The sequence below is a fragment of the Tamlana sp. s12 genome (assembly GCF_016767215.1).
GTDB lineage: Bacteria > Bacteroidota > Bacteroidia > Flavobacteriales > Flavobacteriaceae > Pseudotamlana > Pseudotamlana agarivorans.
Genome location: NZ_CP068547.1, coordinates 2952903 through 2969509 on the forward strand (window position 1 = coordinate 2952903; position 16607 = coordinate 2969509).

The 16607-nt window shown below is 35.2% G+C and carries 15 protein-coding genes; 6 read left to right on the top strand and 9 right to left on the bottom strand.

What is annotated here, in order from left to right:
* Positions 1–2 precede the first annotated feature (2 nt).
* The 4 genes from JJL45_RS12690 to JJL45_RS12705 form a co-directional block, all read right to left on the bottom strand.
* Entirely contained in the window at positions 3–428 is a 426-nt protein-coding gene (locus JJL45_RS12690) for a PaaI family thioesterase (protein ID WP_068602268.1), read from the bottom strand.
* 93 nt (positions 429–521) lie between these two features.
* Positions 522–1184 (bottom strand): hypothetical protein, encoded by a 663-nt coding sequence (locus JJL45_RS12695; RefSeq protein WP_068602267.1) that lies wholly within the window; start codon positions 1182–1184, stop codon positions 522–524.
* 115 nt (positions 1185–1299) lie between these two features.
* Positions 1300–2247 carry an NAD(P)H-dependent flavin oxidoreductase gene (locus JJL45_RS12700; RefSeq protein WP_068602474.1) on the bottom strand — a complete coding sequence of 316 codons (948 nt, stop codon included), beginning with the start codon at positions 2245–2247 and terminating at the stop codon, positions 1300–1302.
* 64 nt (positions 2248–2311) lie between these two features.
* Positions 2312–3535: a class I SAM-dependent rRNA methyltransferase gene (locus JJL45_RS12705; RefSeq protein ID WP_068602266.1), complete on the bottom strand. Its 1224-nt coding sequence runs from the start codon at positions 3533–3535 to the stop codon at positions 2312–2314.
* A 225-nt stretch (positions 3536–3760) separates the two neighbouring features.
* Here JJL45_RS12705 and JJL45_RS12710 point away from each other — a divergent pair, with 225 nt between their 5' ends.
* Together JJL45_RS12710 and JJL45_RS12715 are read left to right on the top strand one after the other, a co-directional pair.
* A complete protein-coding gene (locus JJL45_RS12710; RefSeq protein ID WP_068602264.1) occupies positions 3761–4453 on the top strand; it encodes a Crp/Fnr family transcriptional regulator in 693 nt (230 codons plus the stop codon).
* A gap of 150 nt (positions 4454–4603) precedes the next feature.
* The gene (locus JJL45_RS12715; protein ID WP_068602263.1) at positions 4604–5134 is read left to right on the top strand and encodes a hypothetical protein; all 531 of its coding nucleotides are present in this window, start codon (positions 4604–4606) and stop codon (positions 5132–5134) included.
* A 92-nt stretch (positions 5135–5226) separates the two neighbouring features.
* Here the strand turns inward: JJL45_RS12715 and JJL45_RS12720 are convergent, their stop codons facing one another.
* From JJL45_RS12720 to dnaK, 3 genes are all read right to left on the bottom strand, one after another.
* Positions 5227–5745 (bottom strand): lipocalin family protein, encoded by a 519-nt coding sequence (locus tag JJL45_RS12720; protein ID WP_082935859.1) that lies wholly within the window; start codon positions 5743–5745, stop codon positions 5227–5229.
* A 7-nt stretch (positions 5746–5752) separates the two neighbouring features.
* Entirely contained in the window at positions 5753–6271 is a 519-nt protein-coding gene (locus JJL45_RS12725) for a hypothetical protein (RefSeq protein ID WP_068602260.1), read from the bottom strand.
* 196 nt (positions 6272–6467) lie between these two features.
* The gene (gene dnaK / locus JJL45_RS12730) at positions 6468–8372 is read right to left on the bottom strand and encodes a molecular chaperone DnaK (protein ID WP_068602259.1); all 1905 of its coding nucleotides are present in this window, start codon (positions 8370–8372) and stop codon (positions 6468–6470) included.
* A gap of 191 nt (positions 8373–8563) precedes the next feature.
* Between dnaK and JJL45_RS12735 the strand changes: the two genes are divergently transcribed.
* The gene (locus JJL45_RS12735; protein WP_068602258.1) at positions 8564–9643 is read left to right on the top strand and encodes a BamA/TamA family outer membrane protein; all 1080 of its coding nucleotides are present in this window, start codon (positions 8564–8566) and stop codon (positions 9641–9643) included.
* Between the two features lie 29 nt (positions 9644–9672).
* On the opposite strand, the gene JJL45_RS12740 is transcribed toward JJL45_RS12735, so the two are convergent.
* Both JJL45_RS12740 and JJL45_RS12745 read right to left on the bottom strand, forming a co-directional pair.
* The gene (locus tag JJL45_RS12740; protein ID WP_068602256.1) at positions 9673–11106 is read right to left on the bottom strand and encodes an FAD-dependent oxidoreductase; all 1434 of its coding nucleotides are present in this window, start codon (positions 11104–11106) and stop codon (positions 9673–9675) included.
* A gap of 2 nt (positions 11107–11108) precedes the next feature.
* On the bottom strand, positions 11109–11780 hold the full coding sequence (locus JJL45_RS12745) for a phosphoglycolate phosphatase (protein WP_068602254.1): 672 nt from the start codon (positions 11778–11780) through the stop codon (positions 11109–11111).
* A 241-nt stretch (positions 11781–12021) separates the two neighbouring features.
* On the opposite strand from JJL45_RS12745, the gene JJL45_RS12750 reads away from it, so the two are divergent.
* Genes JJL45_RS12750 through JJL45_RS12760 form a run of 3 tightly spaced genes read left to right on the top strand, consistent with a single transcriptional unit; the run spans position 12022 to position 16446 of the window.
* Positions 12022–13500 (top strand): hypothetical protein, encoded by a 1479-nt coding sequence (locus tag JJL45_RS12750; protein ID WP_068602252.1) that lies wholly within the window; start codon positions 12022–12024, stop codon positions 13498–13500.
* Complete coding sequence (locus tag JJL45_RS12755; RefSeq protein WP_068602250.1) at positions 13497–14795, top strand: GDSL-type esterase/lipase family protein; 1299 nt, start codon at positions 13497–13499, stop codon at positions 14793–14795. Before JJL45_RS12750 ends, JJL45_RS12755 begins: the two co-directional genes overlap by 4 nt.
* Positions 14788–16446, top strand: a complete 1659-nt coding sequence (locus tag JJL45_RS12760) for an MBOAT family O-acyltransferase (protein ID WP_068602248.1) — start codon at positions 14788–14790, stop codon at positions 16444–16446. The genes JJL45_RS12755 and JJL45_RS12760 overlap by 8 nt, the downstream gene beginning before the upstream one ends.
* Positions 16447–16607 lie beyond the last annotated feature (161 nt).

Consider the following 16607-nt stretch of genomic DNA (forward strand, 5'->3'; position numbering starts at 1 on the left):
ATTTATTTCGATTTTGGGAGTGCAATAGTAGTTAATTTACACAACGAAATCAAATTATCATGGTCGTCGGTAACACGAATTTCTAGGAGTTGGGTCGTCCTGCCTTTATGCAAGTAAACAGCACGGGCATAAACATAACCCTCTTTAACACTCTTTAAATGGTTTGCAGAGATTTCAATACCTCTTACAAACACATCTTTATTATGCATTAAAATTTGTACAGCAAAGCTCCCCATGGTTTCAGCAAGGGCTGCTGTAGCACCGCCATGTAACACCCCATCGGGCTGATACACTTTTGAGGTTACCGGCATTTTTCCTAAAATAAAATCGTCGCCAACATCGATAATTTCGATGTCTAAGGTTTCCATTAAGGTGTTTTTGCAAACGGCATTGGCTTTTGCTAACACGGCTTCTTTAGATAATTCCATTGAATACAAATATTTAAAGTTCTAAAATAAAAAATACCGTTTCCAAAATATAGGGTTTTGAAAACGGTATTTTAATCTTTTAAAAGCAGATTTTTACTTAGTAAACTGAGCTAATACTTTTTCTGCGTAAGGTTTAGCGATTCCTGAAGCTGAATCTGGATCTGTAATTTCTGATGCAACAACAGCAACCAACTGTTTACTAGTATCTTTAGTTAAATCGTAAACTACAGTTTCTAACTTATAGATATCCGATTCGTAAGTACGTTGAGAACTTGGCACATACATACCGCCCATTCCATAAGGAGAATAGAAAGAACCATAATAACCACCAAATCCACCATAGAACCCAGGGTAATAACCTCCGGTAGCGTACCCTCCAGATTGTTCGGTATTAAGTTCTGTTTTTACATCTTTTACCACAGTTAAAGCAACCGCTTGATAGCCATCACTTTTAAATTGCTCGATTTGTTTATTAACTTGGGCTTCTGTTAGTTTTTTATTTACAGCAACATTAGGATAAGCGATATAGCTAGCCATAGGGTTCATACCTGCCTCTTTTAGAGCACTCGCAATTTCTTGTTCAAATAATTGTCTAGAGGCCAAATCGTCCATTCTAGCAATTACTAGGATTTTATCTTGTTTTATTTGGTTAACATCTGGAGATTTCCAAGTGCTAGTTACTTTAATGGAAGGTCCGCAGCTATAAAATACAATAGCAACTAAAACTGCGCTTAAAAATGTAAATTTTCTTTTCATTGTTTGTTCTTTTATAAAATTATTCTTGTGTTCATTTAGATTTTAAATCAAATATAAGCATTAAGTTCAAGTGCATAATTAATCTTTTTAAAGATTTAAGCCCTGAATAACCATTTTAACATACCAACCGTCTAACAATTTCCTTTACAGGCAAAATTTTATTACTGTGTTCTATACTAGGTCCAGCAACCCAGACGGTTTTATAAGTAGCCTTAGTCGCTGCGTTTTTGGTCGCATTCATACCTATGGCAAAACGAATCATTTTCACCCATTTTTTAAGTGCTTTATTTTTATTTAAAACGGACTCCAACCAAGTTTGATCGGTTCCAATACGTTGCACATAAGGCGTGTTAATCACTGTACAGGGTGTTCCTGAAATGCGCTTGGTCATGACAATATCATTTTTACCGTAGTCTACGCAGGCCTGTTTATACTCCTGAGTGACACCAGCTTCTTCTGAAGCTATAAATATACTTCCAACCGAAACTCCACTAGCACCATAGCTTAGGATTTTTTCAATATCGGTTTTAGTGCCCACCCCACCGGCAGAAATAATGGGAATATTACAATGTTGGTCGAGTTCCTGAATTAATGCTTGCGGTGATAATTGGCCACGATGACCACCAGCTTCGTTGTTAACTGCGATAATCGCATCGGCACCCAAAGATTCTACTTTTTTAGCATAATTTAAATCGACCACATCACAAAACACTTTTATGCCTGCTTTATGAGCTTCCTTAATTGTCACTTCTGGACTCCCAAGTGATGTGATAATAAAATCGCAACCCAATTCACAAATAACATCTAACTGACTTTTAAACTTTACATTAGATTTATTTACAATAAGGTTAAAACCAAAAGCGCCATACTTAGGTTTTGCCGCATTAAGTTCCCTAATAGCCACTTTTAATTCGTCTAAAGTTCTATAATTTAATGCTGGAATACAGCCTGCTATCCCACAGTCCATAGCTGCTTTTACCATATCTACATTTGATACGAGAAACATAGGTGCCTGAATAACAGGATATTTGATCTCTAGGAGTTGTGTGAGTTTAGTAGGCATCATACATTTTTTTCAAATATAACAAAATATTATGCACGCATAACGCCTATGTAAAAACCAAAAACTAAAACCTATAATAACCACACTTTAAATAGGCACCTTCAGGAAATCCTATGGGGTGATCGGTATCGTGTTCGGTTTTTAAAATCATTTTATAAGGACGGTTTGTCTTATCTAAAACGCCTCTATTGATTTCAAAAAAATCTTGAGCCAGTACTCTTGATGAGCAAGAAGCTAATACGAGTAATCCTTTTTTTGCCGTTAACCGTTCCCCTAACTGTGCTAATTGTGCATATTTCTTTTTAGCAAGGTTAATTTCTGAAGCTTGCTTGGCGAAACTTGGTGGGTCGATTACCACAACATCGAAGGTGATGTTTTCATTAATAAGATTGGTCAATGCCTCAAAAGCATCACCAACAATCACTTTATGCTTTCCAATGTAATCATTAAGTTTACCATTTTGTACAGCAATTTCTAAGGCTTGTGCACTAATATCCAAACTAGTAACTTCCTTAGCACCGTTAAATAAGGCATGCACCGAAAATCCGCCAGCATAAGAAAACACATCTAAAACTGTTTTTCCTTTACTCCACTGTCCAACTTGTTTTCGGTTAGCGCGATGATCTAAAAAATAGCCTGTTTTATGTCCTTTAATTACATTAGCTGAAAAATTAACGTTGTGTTCCACAAACTTTACCACTTCATTTTCTAATGAACCATAAATCACTTCGCCATTTTCAAATTGATGTAACTTTGATTGTTCTAAACTGCGACTTAATCGCAATACGACGGTTTCTGCCTTTGCTGTTTTTTGCAGGCTTGGAATAATACTTTCTAAATAAGGTAACCAAATTTCGGAATAAATTTTCACCACTAAAACTTTAGCATAAACATCGGCTATAAGCCCTGGAAAACCATCATTTTCACCAAATAACAAGCGGTAACTGTTGGTATTAGATTTTAAAAGTCCTTTTCTTTTTGAAAAAGCTTCTTCAATTTTCTTATGAAAAAACGCGGCATTAATTTCGGCCTTTTCATAACCACTATGTAGCATTTTAATTCGAATAGGTGAGTTTGCATCATACAAACCAAGTCCGATAACACGATTTTTACTTTTTCCAAAAATAATAGCCAAATCACCCGACTTGGCGCCGTCATTAATTTTAGTAATATTATTCGAAAACACCCATGGATGCCCTTGTAAAACAAATTGTTCACCTTTGGTATTTAGTTTTACAGCTAGCCTTTTGGGTTTATATTTGTTTTCAATTTTTGGAGAAAAAAGCATAATCTATTTTTATAACAAAAGTAGGCGTTTTTATAATTTAATTAGCTTAAACGCTTTTATAATACCTTCTTATCTGCTATATATCTCTTATCATTAAAAAAACACAAATACCCACCCAACTTTAGTTTATTGATTACTAAATGATTACCTTTAACTTTCTCTCAGATTATTAATAACAGCCATCCCCCATTCTTTATTAGCCTATTTCTTAAGTGCTGTATTATTATGATGTTAAGTCAGTCCAATAATGTTTTAAATGAACTAAAATCAAATCCGCTATTTCAAGATGTTTCCGAAAACGGTTTAAACCAATTGTTGGAACATGTAGTTATAGAAAATTGGCCAAAACGATTTTGTTTTTTAGGAAGTTCAAAAACCCAGCGACAATTTTATATTATATGTACTGGACGGCTTAAAATATATTTTTATAACGCTGAAAAAGACCGAAAAATAACCTTATTTATTATTACAAAACAGGATGTTTTCGACCTATATCAACTTTTTAAATGGAACCATCATGACGTTTATTATGAAGCTTTGGATGATCTTCAAATCTTTTCCATACCATTACCCTTTATAGATCAATGGATGCGTGAACATGATTCATTTTACAAAAATGCGTTACCATATATTATCATTAAAATGAAGTCTTTAGAAAGTGCTTTTACAAGTTCTAATATAGACACTACAGCTACACGACTTGCAAAATTATTATTAAGACATACCAATGAAACGACACAAAAAATTGAGACCATTAATGGGTTACCACACAAAGAATTAGCACAATTAATTGGCACAACACGAGCTGTACTAAATAGAAATATCCAACAATTTAAACAAGATGGTATTATTGACATTAAAAACAAACATATAGAAATCATCAATATGAACTTGTTAAGCAAAAGATCGAAAGGATGAATGGATTTTTTTAACATAAAAAACTACTAATGTGATACTTAGGTAGCGTTTTACTTGAGATATTAATTCTAAATTGCACTAACTATTAAATAGTTTCTCTCTCAAGTATGAATTTCTACAAACAAACTGTTTAATTTAATTCTAATTGCTATGAAAAATTTTTTAATTGCTTTACTCTCTTTAGGGGTTAGTACCCTTATGTTCTCTCAATCAAGTTTCGAATCTGACGATTTAATCTTATTAAAATACAGAACGATAACCGCCGTAAACAGTAACTATTTAAGTGCTGTTATAGAATCACGGAGTGCCAAACGCATTGATGCCTTAGAAAACAAGGTAGCTCATTACGACATTACTAAACAAGCTGTTTTTGATAATAAATCGAGCGAATACCGTGTAACTTTTGAAGAACTAAATGGTTACAACGGCTACATTACTGCAAATTTTGATGCCAAAGGAAATCTAACAAGCTCCTTTGAACGTTTTAAAGATGTTAGTTTACCTTACATTGTCCGATACTCAATTAGTATTGCCTACCCTAATTGTGTTTTTAAAAATAACACCTATTTCGTAAATCATTGTGTAAAAAAAGGAACAGAAAAAATTTATAAAATTAAAGTGATTACAGCTAATGGGGCAAAGAAAACATTAAGAGTTGATCCTCAAGGTAATTTTTTATAAGAACCTATTGTGTAAATACTAAAAACAAAAAACGCTCTGAAAATTAAAATAATTTTCAGAGCGTTTTTTTGTTAAGTTTAGTAACAACGCGGTTATAAACGTTCGAATGTTACGATACTTTTTATAGTTGTAACAACGGTTAAACCATCAACTATTGACTCTTCAACTTTATTAATTTCAAAAACCAGGGTATCATCTGAAACAAAAGAGAAATCGGCAGGAGTTTCTTCACCATTATTTGTAATAATTAATTTATTGCCTTCAATTTCCCAAGTTCCATTTTCAAGAAACTGAACATCTTCAACATACTCTGTTTGTGTAACACCATTAAAATCATAAGTGAGTTTAAGGCTATAACTACCTTCAGAGACTAATGTATTTGGCGACTCATTAAAGGTCAAGGTATTGGTCATATCATACGCTTCACCTTCAAAATTTGAAGTAATGGGAAAGCCTTGAAATGAAGTTTCAACGGTACCGTCATAAGTTAATCCGGTTCCTATCCAAGTACCTACGATATCTCCAGAAATATTTGAACCTTGATCATCATCTGTAGAACAAGAGGACAAGATACAGATGAAGGCTAAACAAAGTGTTGTGATTTTTTTCATAATATTATTAATTTACACTGCGATACTTGGCTACAACCTCAAAATCTACCGTAGTTGTTTGTCCGTCAATCACCACAGTTTCCTTTTGTGAAGTTGTGAGCGTCATGGTTGATGGAAGTAATTCATCGATATGATAAACTTCCTCTTCACCGTTATTATAAATTGTTAGTTTTGAACTATTTTGAACCCAACTATCACCAACTAAAAGTTGTTGTGAAGGTGCTGGGTGCACTTCATCCACACCGTTAATGGTAACAACGAGCTCTAAATTAAATCTACCCTGAGTAAATAACGTTTTTGGGGCATCGTTAAATCTCGTCGTCATATTATTTACATTTAAACCATTACCTACAATATTAGCTTTTGATGACTGCCCGTTTACAGTTACTGTTACTGAGCCTGTGTAAGTCACCTCAGTACATTGCCAATTACCGATAAGATCTTCGGAAGTAAAATTATCATCGTCATTAGAACACGAAGTCAAAGCGACACTTAATACGGTAAATAAAACAAGTATTTTTTTCATTTGAAGGAATTTAAAATTTAAGCAATATTACAAGAATTAGGCGTATTATACCAATTCCATTATAAAATAAATGTTCTTATTAATACGGTTTATACGCTATGCTATCATAAAAAAAAGAGCGCAACCGTTATGGTTACGCTCTTAGGAGTTTTGACTTTAAAATTTAAAGTCTATATGTGAGTGTTTCTAATATAAATTATTTCACTTCTTCGAAGTCTACGTCTTCAACGTCGCTTCCTTCGTTTTGTGGTTGCTCACCTGCACCAGCATCTGGTCCTGGTTGTCCACCTTGAGCTTCAGCTTGCGCTTTGTACATTTCTTCAGAAGCTACTTTCCATGCCTCGTTAATTTTATCTAAAGCTGGTGTGATTACCGCGATATCTTTAGACTCGTAAGCTTTTTTCAATTCTTCTAAAGCTTCAACGATTGGTTGTTTTTTATCTTCAGATAATTTATCACCAAACTCTTCTAATTGCTTTTCAGTTTGGAAAATCATAGAATCAGCTTCATTTAATTTCTGAGCGTTTTCAGCTGCAGCTTTATCTGCTTCAGCATTTGCTTCAGCATCAGCTTTCATCTTTTGAATTTCTTCCTCACTTAATCCTGAAGAAGCTTCAATACGGATATCTTGTTTTTTACCAGTCGCTTTATCTTCCGCAGACACTTTAATAATACCGTTCGCATCGATATCGAAAGTTACCTCAATTTGTGGTGTACCACGTCTTGCTGGTGGAATATCACTTAAGTGGAAACGTCCAATAGTTTTGTTATCCGCTGCCATAGCACGCTCACCTTGTAATACGTGAATTTCTACTGATGGCTGGTTATCTGCTGCTGTAGAGAAAACCTGAGATTTTTTTGTTGGGATGGTTGTATTGGCTTCAATAAGTTTTGTAAATACATTACCCATTGTTTCAATACCAAGAGATAAAGGTGTTACATCTAAAAGTAATACATCTTTAACATCTCCAGTTAATACACCACCTTGGATACCTGCTCCTAAAGAAACAACCTCATCTGGATTCACACCTTTACTTGGCGTTTTTCCGAAGAATTTCTCAACAGCTGCTTGTACTGCAGGGATACGTGTAGAACCACCTACTAAAATAACCTCATCAATATCAGATTTTGATAAACCTGCTGCCTTTAAAGCCGACTCACATGGCGCGATAGTACGTTTTACTAAATCGTCGATTAATTGCTCGAATTTAGATTTTGTTAAAGTACGCACTAAGTGTTTTGGTCCACTAGCAGTAGCTGTGATATATGGTAAGTTGATTTCTGTTTGCGCTGAAGATGATAATTCAATCTTCGCTTTTTCAGCAGCTTCTTTTAAACGTTGAAGTGACATTGGATCTTTTCTTAAATCCATGTTTTCTTCCGCATTAAACTCATCAGCTAACCAGTTAATGATTTTCTCATCAACATCATCACCACCTAAGTGTGTATCACCATCTGTTGAAAGTACTTCAAATACACCATCTCCTAATTCTAAGATAGATACATCATGTGTTCCTCCACCAAAATCGAATACTACTATTTTTTGGTCTGTTCCTTTTTTATCTAATCCGTAAGCTAAAGCTGCAGCAGTAGGCTCGTTAATAATACGCTCTACTTTTAAACCTGCAATTTCTCCAGCTTCTTTAGTAGCTTGACGTTGAGAATCGTTAAAGTAAGCTGGTACTGTAATTACAGCACGAGATACATCTTGACCTAAATAATCTTCAGCCGTTTTCTTCATTTTTTGAAGAATCATAGCCGATAATTCTTGAGGTGTGTATAAACGACCGTCAATATCAACTCTAGGTGTGTCATTATCACCCTTTACCACTTTATATGGTACACGTTCTGCTTCTTTTTGAGATTCAGAATATTTATTTCCCATAAAACGTTTAATTGAATAAACTGTTTTAGTTGGGTTTGTTACTGCTTGTCTTTTAGCTGGATCACCAACTTTAATTTCGCCGCCTTCAACAAAGGCAATTACAGATGGTGTTGTTCTTTTTCCTTCTGCATTAGGAATAACTACAGGCTCATTACCTTCCATTACAGAAACGCAAGAGTTGGTTGTTCCTAAATCAATTCCAATAATTTTACTCATAACTTTTTATTTATATTGTTGAATATTAATTTTTATTTTCGAGTTGTATAAGTCAATCTTTGTGCCATTACAAAAAAACTGACAAGCTGTCACTTTAAAATTTCTAAGACTAACAAATAAAGCGCTCAATGTTTCATTAATAGTTAAATTCATAGTAAATTCACTTACCAAACCACTATTTACCAAATTCCATGAAAAAGTGCTTCTTAATTATATTTTGCTTCACTTTATTCTTTACAAACGCTTTTGCACAACAAGAAAAAGAGAAAGCGGCTAAACAGCATGACACTCTAAAACAAAAAAAAGTGGATTTCAGTGTTATGCCATATTTAAGTTACAATAGGAATTTAGAATTTATGTTTGGTGCGATTCCTATGATGATGTATAAATTAGACGGTCAGGACACAACCTCTCCCAAATCACTATCAGGCCTTTCTGCCGTGTACACAACAAATAGTTCGTATTTTATAGCTTTTTTTAATAAATGGTATTTTAAGGAAGATTCTTGGCGTGGTAAATTATTTGTTATGACTGGTGACAAAAATTCTCAGTTTTACATGACAGATATTGAGGCTCCTGGCTTTTATGATTATGGTACAAACATTACGGTGGCTAGTGTTGGCGTACAGCGGAAAATAGTTAAAAATTTATATGCAGGTCTAACATATACCTACGCCCATTATGATACCTTATATGAAGATGATGTTCAACCTGAAGACATCACAGAAACAAATGCCATAGAATTAAACGGTTTATACGATTCTAGAGATGCCGTATACTACCCAACAACAGGCTCTAAGGCCTTATTAAGATATTTATCCTTTCCTACTTGGTTTGGCAACGACGTGAAGGCCCAAAAAATATTATCAGAATATAACACTTATTTTCCAACTAGGAAGGGCAAAGACGTTATTGCCGCTCGTTTTGCTGGTCAATTTGGTTTAGGTGATATCGCGTTTCAACAGCAAGTAACCATTGGCGGAAAAGATATTCGTGGTTATTCTGAAGGTAAATATCGTGGTGATGGTTTAATGGCATTACAAGGCGAATATCGTTTTAATTTTAATGACAAAATGGGACTGGTTGGTTTTGCTGGTATTGCCACCATGTATGGTTCTGACACCGAAGAATTTGACTGGAAAGCCTACCCAGGTTTAGGTATTGGCTACCGCTATGCCGCTTTTAAGAAAGTAAAATTTAATATCGGTTTAGATGCTGCTGTGGGTAAAGACGACTGGGGTATCTATTTTAGAATTGGTGAAGCATTTTAAAATAAATACTCCAAAAAATCTATTCATAATTAAGAATTCCTTGGAATAAGCAACTGGGATAGCGCTTCGGGGTAACCGCGTTGCATCGTAAATTGACGTGCCAAAGCATCGATTTCTTCCTTTGAAACGCTTTCTAGCAAGGTGTTTTCCTCCCCTTTTTCATCTAAATTCGAAATAATCCCAACGTCTAGAATTTGATGTATTATTTGATTGGCAACCGTTAATGCCGAAGACGCTTTAACAATTTCACTACGGGCGTAAGTTTTACAAGGAAAACTCACCTCGCCTACTCTTAAACTCGGATCATCCCCAGGGATTTGTTGAGCACCAAATAACGGTGGTCCGCCTACGGTTGCCGATTCAAAGGCAGGTAAAAAATTGGTAACCGAAGCTATCGCTTTTTCAGTGCGATCATTAACTTCATTAGCTTCCCAGCCATGTTTTAATTTTTGTGTAATGGCTTCATCAAATTCAGGTTTTATTTCGGCATACGATTTCACCAAGCCTTTTTCAAATAAAGTAATCGCATTGGTCATGGCATGTATTTGATAGTAGTGATCGCGATATGGTGTAAGCTGTACCATACCTCGAGGTGTTCCTCTTTCGCCATGAAATATGAGCTCTGGTATTAATCCAGAAATAGGTTGCCACTTCGATACATAAGCTGCCTTAAACTCAATTAAACGATCGGCTTTAATACGTAACGAGGCATCAAAATCTCCTGTCTTAAAACCCGACGAATTCACTAAATAGCGCACCTTAAAAACATCATCTTTTGTATGGATTTCCCAATTATAGTCAAGATTTTCATGCCTCACATCCTTAATGCTCCTTACATTAGTCTGCATTTTTAAATCACAATACGTGCTTTTCTCTAAAGCTATCTGAGCCTGTGCTCCTAGCCTAAATAAATTCCAACCATATTCTTGAACTAGAATAACGGGAGTTTTTAATTTACTATAATCAACAAGTTGAAGCGTATTGATCATCCATTGATCAGGTGATTTTGGCACCGAAACAGTTGGCTGATTCGCTAAAGCAGCCAAATCAGATTGCCTATACACTTTATAATAGGCTTCCGGTTTACCAAGAATGGCATTGGCTTCATCTTCCTTAATAAGGGATTTATAATATGAAACGAGTGCATCCAAACGTTCTGTAAGCTGTGCTATTTCGTATTTTTCAGTTTTAGGTACACTTATAAATGTTGGTCGCTCATCAATAGATTCTGGGAATAAACGTGCCATTTCTATAGATTGCTTCATAAGCAACTTACATTGTTCTATAGAAATGTCGGGATAAAGATTACCGCCAGCATGTAAATGACAAAAAGGTGGTCCGTTAACCACACTTTTTTCCTGTTCAAACAATACAGAATCTATGTTATGTTTTGCCAATTGCAATGCCGTGACGACTCCCGAAACACCCGCACCAATAATACCAACATTATAAATTTTACTCATAGCTATAACAGGTTTTGCAACTCGGAAAACGCATCAACTACCACGTTAGGATGATAATCTGCAATATTTTCGTTGTAGTTATAACCATAACTGACGCCTATACTATCCATTTTTGCATTTTGTGCTGCTAGAATATCATTTTTAGAATCGCCAACCATGATACTATTTTCAACCGTAGTTTGCATGGCCACTACCAAATGATGAAGTGGTAAAGCATGAGGTTTTTTCTCTGGCAAGGAATCTTCACCAACCCAAAGATCAAAAAATGCTTTAATCTCTAACTTATCTAAAATAGGCTCTATAAATCCGTAAGGCTTATTGGTACAAATTGCCAATTTATATCCCTTGTTTTTTAAGTCATTTAAGGTTTCTAGCACCCCAGGATACATAAAGGTATCTTTACAAGTTTCTGCTTCATATGCCGCTAAATAAACCTGATAGGCTTCATCAAGAAAATCCTCTGTAAGTTCTTTTTGTGGCAACCCTTTAGCCAAGGCTCTTTTCACCAATGGCATAGCGCCATTACCAATAAAAGGCGTTACCTCCTCAATGGTTAAGGGCGAAGCTTGGTAATGCTTCAACATTTTATTTACTGCTAAAGTAAGGTCTGGAATACTATTGATGAGGGTGCCATCAAAATCAAATATGATAAGGTTCTTGTTTTTAAAATCCACAGCGCTAATTTTAAGGCAAAGATGCGGAAGTTTTCCTTAAATATTAAGGGATTCAGCCATTTTATAGGGTTAAGTTCTTGTTAAAACAGTAGGGATGCACGCTTTTAAATGACCGTTACATGATAAAACCTTACAAGAATATTATTTTGGTTTATAATATTACACATTGATAATTTTAATTGATAAATGTATCTTTATGCCCTGATACCACGTTTTACTAAAACACCTAACTTAAACCGACTTGAAATACACACCGTTAAGAATTTCTGTATACCTAATCATCGTTTTGTTGATTTTATTAGGTTTAACCTTCCTTACAGACTCCAAGCCGTTGCCTAATGGCACATTTCAGGAAGGCTTTTTTATTGGAGATGTTACCGTAAAGTATCCCAAATCGGACACCTTTCTTCAGAAGGAAGACATATCAGAACCTCAGGTGACAACTATTGACAGTATTGTAACCAATGTAGAAACATTCATTGAAACCAATGAGGTTGAAATAGCAGAAGTTGAAGATCTTCCACCACCTCCAAATTTCAGGAAAATAGACACTTCAAAAGTACAGCGTATTGTCTATCCTGAAAATAAACTTGAATACTTAGAGAAACTAAAAAATAGCTTAAGCTCAAGTGAGTGCCGCATTATCCATTACGGTGATTCCCAATTGGAAGGCGATAGAATTTCAGCTTATTTACGAAACAGGCTTCAAGGTATTTATGGCGGAACAGGACCAGGCTTTGTGCCTATTGTTCAAGTTTATGAGCAAATTAGTAATGAGGTGGCAGCTTCAGAAAATTGGACCCGCCATGCTTATTTCGATAGAAGAGAAAAGCCTTTTGAGCACAAAAAATATGGGGCTTATTCGTCATTTTCAAGGTTTACTCAAAGTCATGACAGCATCAATGAAGCTCTATTAGACTCCTTACCTATTGCTATAGGGAATATTTATATCAGTCAGCCTTCAAAATCCTATAGTCGATTAAAAACGTTTACCAAAATTGGTTTACACTACGGCAATTCGGTAACACCTACCACCGTAAACGTATATAACAATGGGGAACTTATTAAAACGGATGAACTTATTAATGATGGTGATTATCATGAATATAAAATTAACCTAGCTACAACGCCTACTAATTTAAAAATAGAACTGGCTAGTAAAATTAGTCCGGATTTTTACGGACTTACCTTAGATGGTGATGGCGGAATAAATTTAGACAATGTTGCCATGCGTGGATCGGCGGGTACGATCTTCGCTGGAACAAACGCTGCGAATTTTAATCGGATGTACAAGAAATTGGATCCTAAATTGGTGATTTTTCAATACGGCGGAAACTCGGTGCCTTACTTTCAAGATTCCCTGCATGTAAGACGCTATGCCGGTTATATTAAAAATCATGTGAATTGGGTGAAACGTAAAACTAATGATGCCAGTATTTTGTTTATTGGACCTAGTGACATGTCTACTTCTGAAAACGGCAAAATGGTTACCTATCCGCTTTTACCTTACTTAAATACCTGTTTAAAGGATATTATGACTGAAAACGGTGCTGCATATTGGAGTATTTATGATGCTATGGGTGGAAAAAATTCCATGCCCTACTGGGTGGACCAAAAACTTGCAGGAAATGATTACACCCACTTTTCGCCCTCGGGAACTAAAATTATTTCCGAAATATTGTTTCTGTCCCTTTACTTAGACCTAACAGATATTAAATGAAAATAGTTCTTTTAATTTTCTCCCTATTATTAAGCACGTCGATTTTTGCTCAGCATTATGTGTTGGACAGCATCACACCAAGCTTAGGTCATCTTATAAATTTTGAAGCAAATAGCCTAAAATTTGCTGATAAATCACCTGCTTTTGATCGTTTTTTCGCCAAATTAGACAGTATTTACTCTGGGAAAAAAGACAAACTTCACATCTTTCATATTGGAGGTTCACATATTCAAGGTGATTTTTACTCGAATAAAATGAGAACCTATTTACAAAACATGAACGCCAATAGCACAGGGCAACGAGGTTTTGTTTTTCCGTATCACTTAGCACATACCAACAACCCTTTAAGTTATAGAATATCAACAAATACCGAAAGTAAGTGGCAGGGCTACCGCTGTTCCATTACCTCCGATAGTATTGCTTGGGGTTTGGCAGGCATTACAGGTGCCTTTCGTGATGTTAGTGATACCATAACTGTAAAGGCTAACCACAGAAACTATAATAGAGATCGCTATAACTTTAATAAATTACGTGTGTTTTACAGCACTTGGAAAGACGATTATTATTTAAATGTTTTAGACAGTACTTTGGTGAGTTCTGATACGATTAATTACGACAAAATGTACCGTGAGTTTCGTTTTAAGACTGCGGTAGACTCTGTCGCTCTTGCTCTTCAACTTAAAGACACCACGAATATTCAACCAGAATTTGTCATGATGGGCATGGAGTTTATGAACAACAATCCTGGTATAGAATACACTTCCATAGGCGTTAATGGGGCGAGCTTTAAACTCTTCGATCGCAGTGCTTATTTTGAAAAGCAATTTGACTTATATCATCCCGATTTGTTTATCATTTCAATAGGAACAAACGATGCCTATATGCCAGAAGACAAGTTTGATGCAGAAAATTTCAGGTATTATTACAAGTCTTTTATAGACATGATACAACGTAAAAATCCCGATTGTGCCATACTGCTTACCGTTCCGAACGATAGCTATTATAAGCGTAGAAAACCCAACCCTAATACCATTACACAAGAACAAATTATTTTAGAAATAGCTCAAGAATACAAAATGGCAGTTTGGGATTGCTTTGAAATTATGGGCGGTTTGGGTTCTTCCCAAAAATGGTATAAAAACAATTTAATGCCCAAAGACCGTGTACATTTTACACTTTTCGGATATAGTGTTAAAGCCGATTTAATGTTGGTAGCACTGGTCAAGGCTTGGGCTGCTTCAACCGGAAGAAACGCAGAAGAATTACTTAATTATTTTAAACATTTAGATGAATAGGCTTTACGACATTTTCACCTTTTCGGAAGAATTTCCGTTAATTTTTACACAGGTTAATTTCTGGATATTCTTTGCAGTAGCCTATACTCTATTCGCTGTATTTTATAAAAAAATAAAACAACGAAATGCCTATCTATTTCTAATTTCCTTGTTTTTCTATTATAAAACTAGCGGACTGTTTATTGGTATTTTGATTTTTAGTACCATAGTCGATTTCTTTATTGGAAGAAGTATTTATAACAGTGAAAATAGTAAAAAGCGTTATGCCTTAGTGACCATAAGTGTAATTACAAACCTTAGTGTGTTGTGTTATTTTAAGTATGCTTACTTTTTTACCGATTCGTTTAATATGCTGTTTCATACCGATTACCAAGTAGTGAATTGGTTAGCCCAGTTTGGAAACAGCTTTAATGATCAAAATTATTTCACGGTTGATAAAATTATCCTTCCTGTGGGGATTTCATTTTACACCTTTCAAACCATAAGTTATAGTGTTGATATTTTCCGTAGAAAATTAGTGCCTTTAAAGTCTATATTAGACTTCGGATTTTACGTAAGTTTCTTTCCGCAGCTTGTAGCCGGTCCTATTGTACGAGCTGAAAATTTTGTGCCTCAAATCTCGGCACCTACGATTTTAACGAAATCAGACTTCGACAAAGGCACATTCATGATTCTAAAAGGACTCATAAAAAAAATGATATTTGCCGATTTTATAGCCATGCAGTTCCTGGATCGTGTTTTCGATACTCCCGATATGTTTTCCGGTTTTGCCAATGTGATGGCTATGTTTGGATACTCTTTACAAATTTATGGCGATTTCTCAGGCTACACCGATATTGCTTTTGGGCTAGCCTTACTCATGGGATTTAAGCTCCCTGTTAACTTTAATTCACCTTATAAAGCTATTAATACTGGTGATTTCTGGAGACGCTGGCATATTTCGTTATCTACATGGCTACGAGATTACTTATACATTCCATTGGGCGGAAATAGAAAGGGTTCTGTGGGATCCTACATTATCCTATCGATCATTATTTTAGGAACTTTATATGCGTATCAAAATTTATTGGTAGTATTTATCACCTTAGGGATTTGTTTAACCATTTTTATTCTGGCACAGTATAACAAAACTGTAGAAAATAATATTAATACCAACATTAACCTGATGCTTACCATGCTTATTGGCGGTTTATGGCACGGGGCTTCTTGGAAGTTTGTTATCTGGGGTGGATTAAACGGACTAGGGATTGTGGTTTACAAATACTGGCGTAAAATTAGTCCGTATGAAAACTACAACCAATGGTATGTGCGTTGGTGGAAAATTTCAATAACTCTAATATTTATAACGTTTACACGGATTTACTTTAGAGGAGAAAGCATGGATCATATTGGAAAGTGGTACAACCAAGTGGCGTATCATATGGACTGGCATTATGCTTGGGATGTCTTAGTAAGTTACAAATCTGTTTTCATTGTGATGCTTATTGGGTACATTACACATTGGTTACCATCTTCGACTAAAAATCACATTGAAAATCTATACGCGAACAGCCCTATTTATGTAAAAGCTGTAGCGTCTGTTATCGTAGGTGTTATTTGTTATCAAGCCTTTTCAACCGATTTCCAACCATTTATATATTTTCAGTTTTAATAGAATCAAAAAGGTAACTTATATTTTGAAGCATAAACAAAGAAGAACACCTATTAAAATAGTATTAGAATTCTAGATTCTTTTTCCTTGAATACACATCTTTTGGCATGGATAAGTTTGGACAAAATATTCCTGTAGCGATCATTTATAAGGCCGTTGAG

Coding starts and splice junctions, on each gene's coding strand:
- JJL45_RS12690 (WP_068602268.1), bottom strand. CDS start 428: ATGGAATTATCTAAAGAAGCCGTGTTAGCAAAAGCCAATGCCGTTTGC.
- JJL45_RS12695 (WP_068602267.1), bottom strand. CDS start 1,184: ATGAAAAGAAAATTTACATTTTTAAGCGCAGTTTTAGTTGCTATTGTA.
- JJL45_RS12700 (WP_068602474.1), bottom strand. CDS start 2,247: ATGCCTACTAAACTCACACAACTCCTAGAGATCAAATATCCTGTTATT.
- JJL45_RS12705 (WP_068602266.1), bottom strand. CDS start 3,535: ATGCTTTTTTCTCCAAAAATTGAAAACAAATATAAACCCAAAAGGCTA.
- JJL45_RS12710 (WP_068602264.1), top strand. CDS start 3,761: ATGATGTTAAGTCAGTCCAATAATGTTTTAAATGAACTAAAATCAAAT.
- JJL45_RS12715 (WP_068602263.1), top strand. CDS start 4,604: ATGAAAAATTTTTTAATTGCTTTACTCTCTTTAGGGGTTAGTACCCTT.
- JJL45_RS12720 (WP_082935859.1), bottom strand. CDS start 5,745: ATGAAAAAAATCACAACACTTTGTTTAGCCTTCATCTGTATCTTGTCC.
- JJL45_RS12725 (WP_068602260.1), bottom strand. CDS start 6,271: ATGAAAAAAATACTTGTTTTATTTACCGTATTAAGTGTCGCTTTGACT.
- dnaK (WP_068602259.1), bottom strand. CDS start 8,372: ATGAGTAAAATTATTGGAATTGATTTAGGAACAACCAACTCTTGCGTT.
- JJL45_RS12735 (WP_068602258.1), top strand. CDS start 8,564: ATGAAAAAGTGCTTCTTAATTATATTTTGCTTCACTTTATTCTTTACA.
- JJL45_RS12740 (WP_068602256.1), bottom strand. CDS start 11,106: ATGAGTAAAATTTATAATGTTGGTATTATTGGTGCGGGTGTTTCGGGA.
- JJL45_RS12755 (WP_068602250.1), top strand. CDS start 13,497: ATGAAAATAGTTCTTTTAATTTTCTCCCTATTATTAAGCACGTCGATT.
- JJL45_RS12760 (WP_068602248.1), top strand. CDS start 14,788: ATGAATAGGCTTTACGACATTTTCACCTTTTCGGAAGAATTTCCGTTA.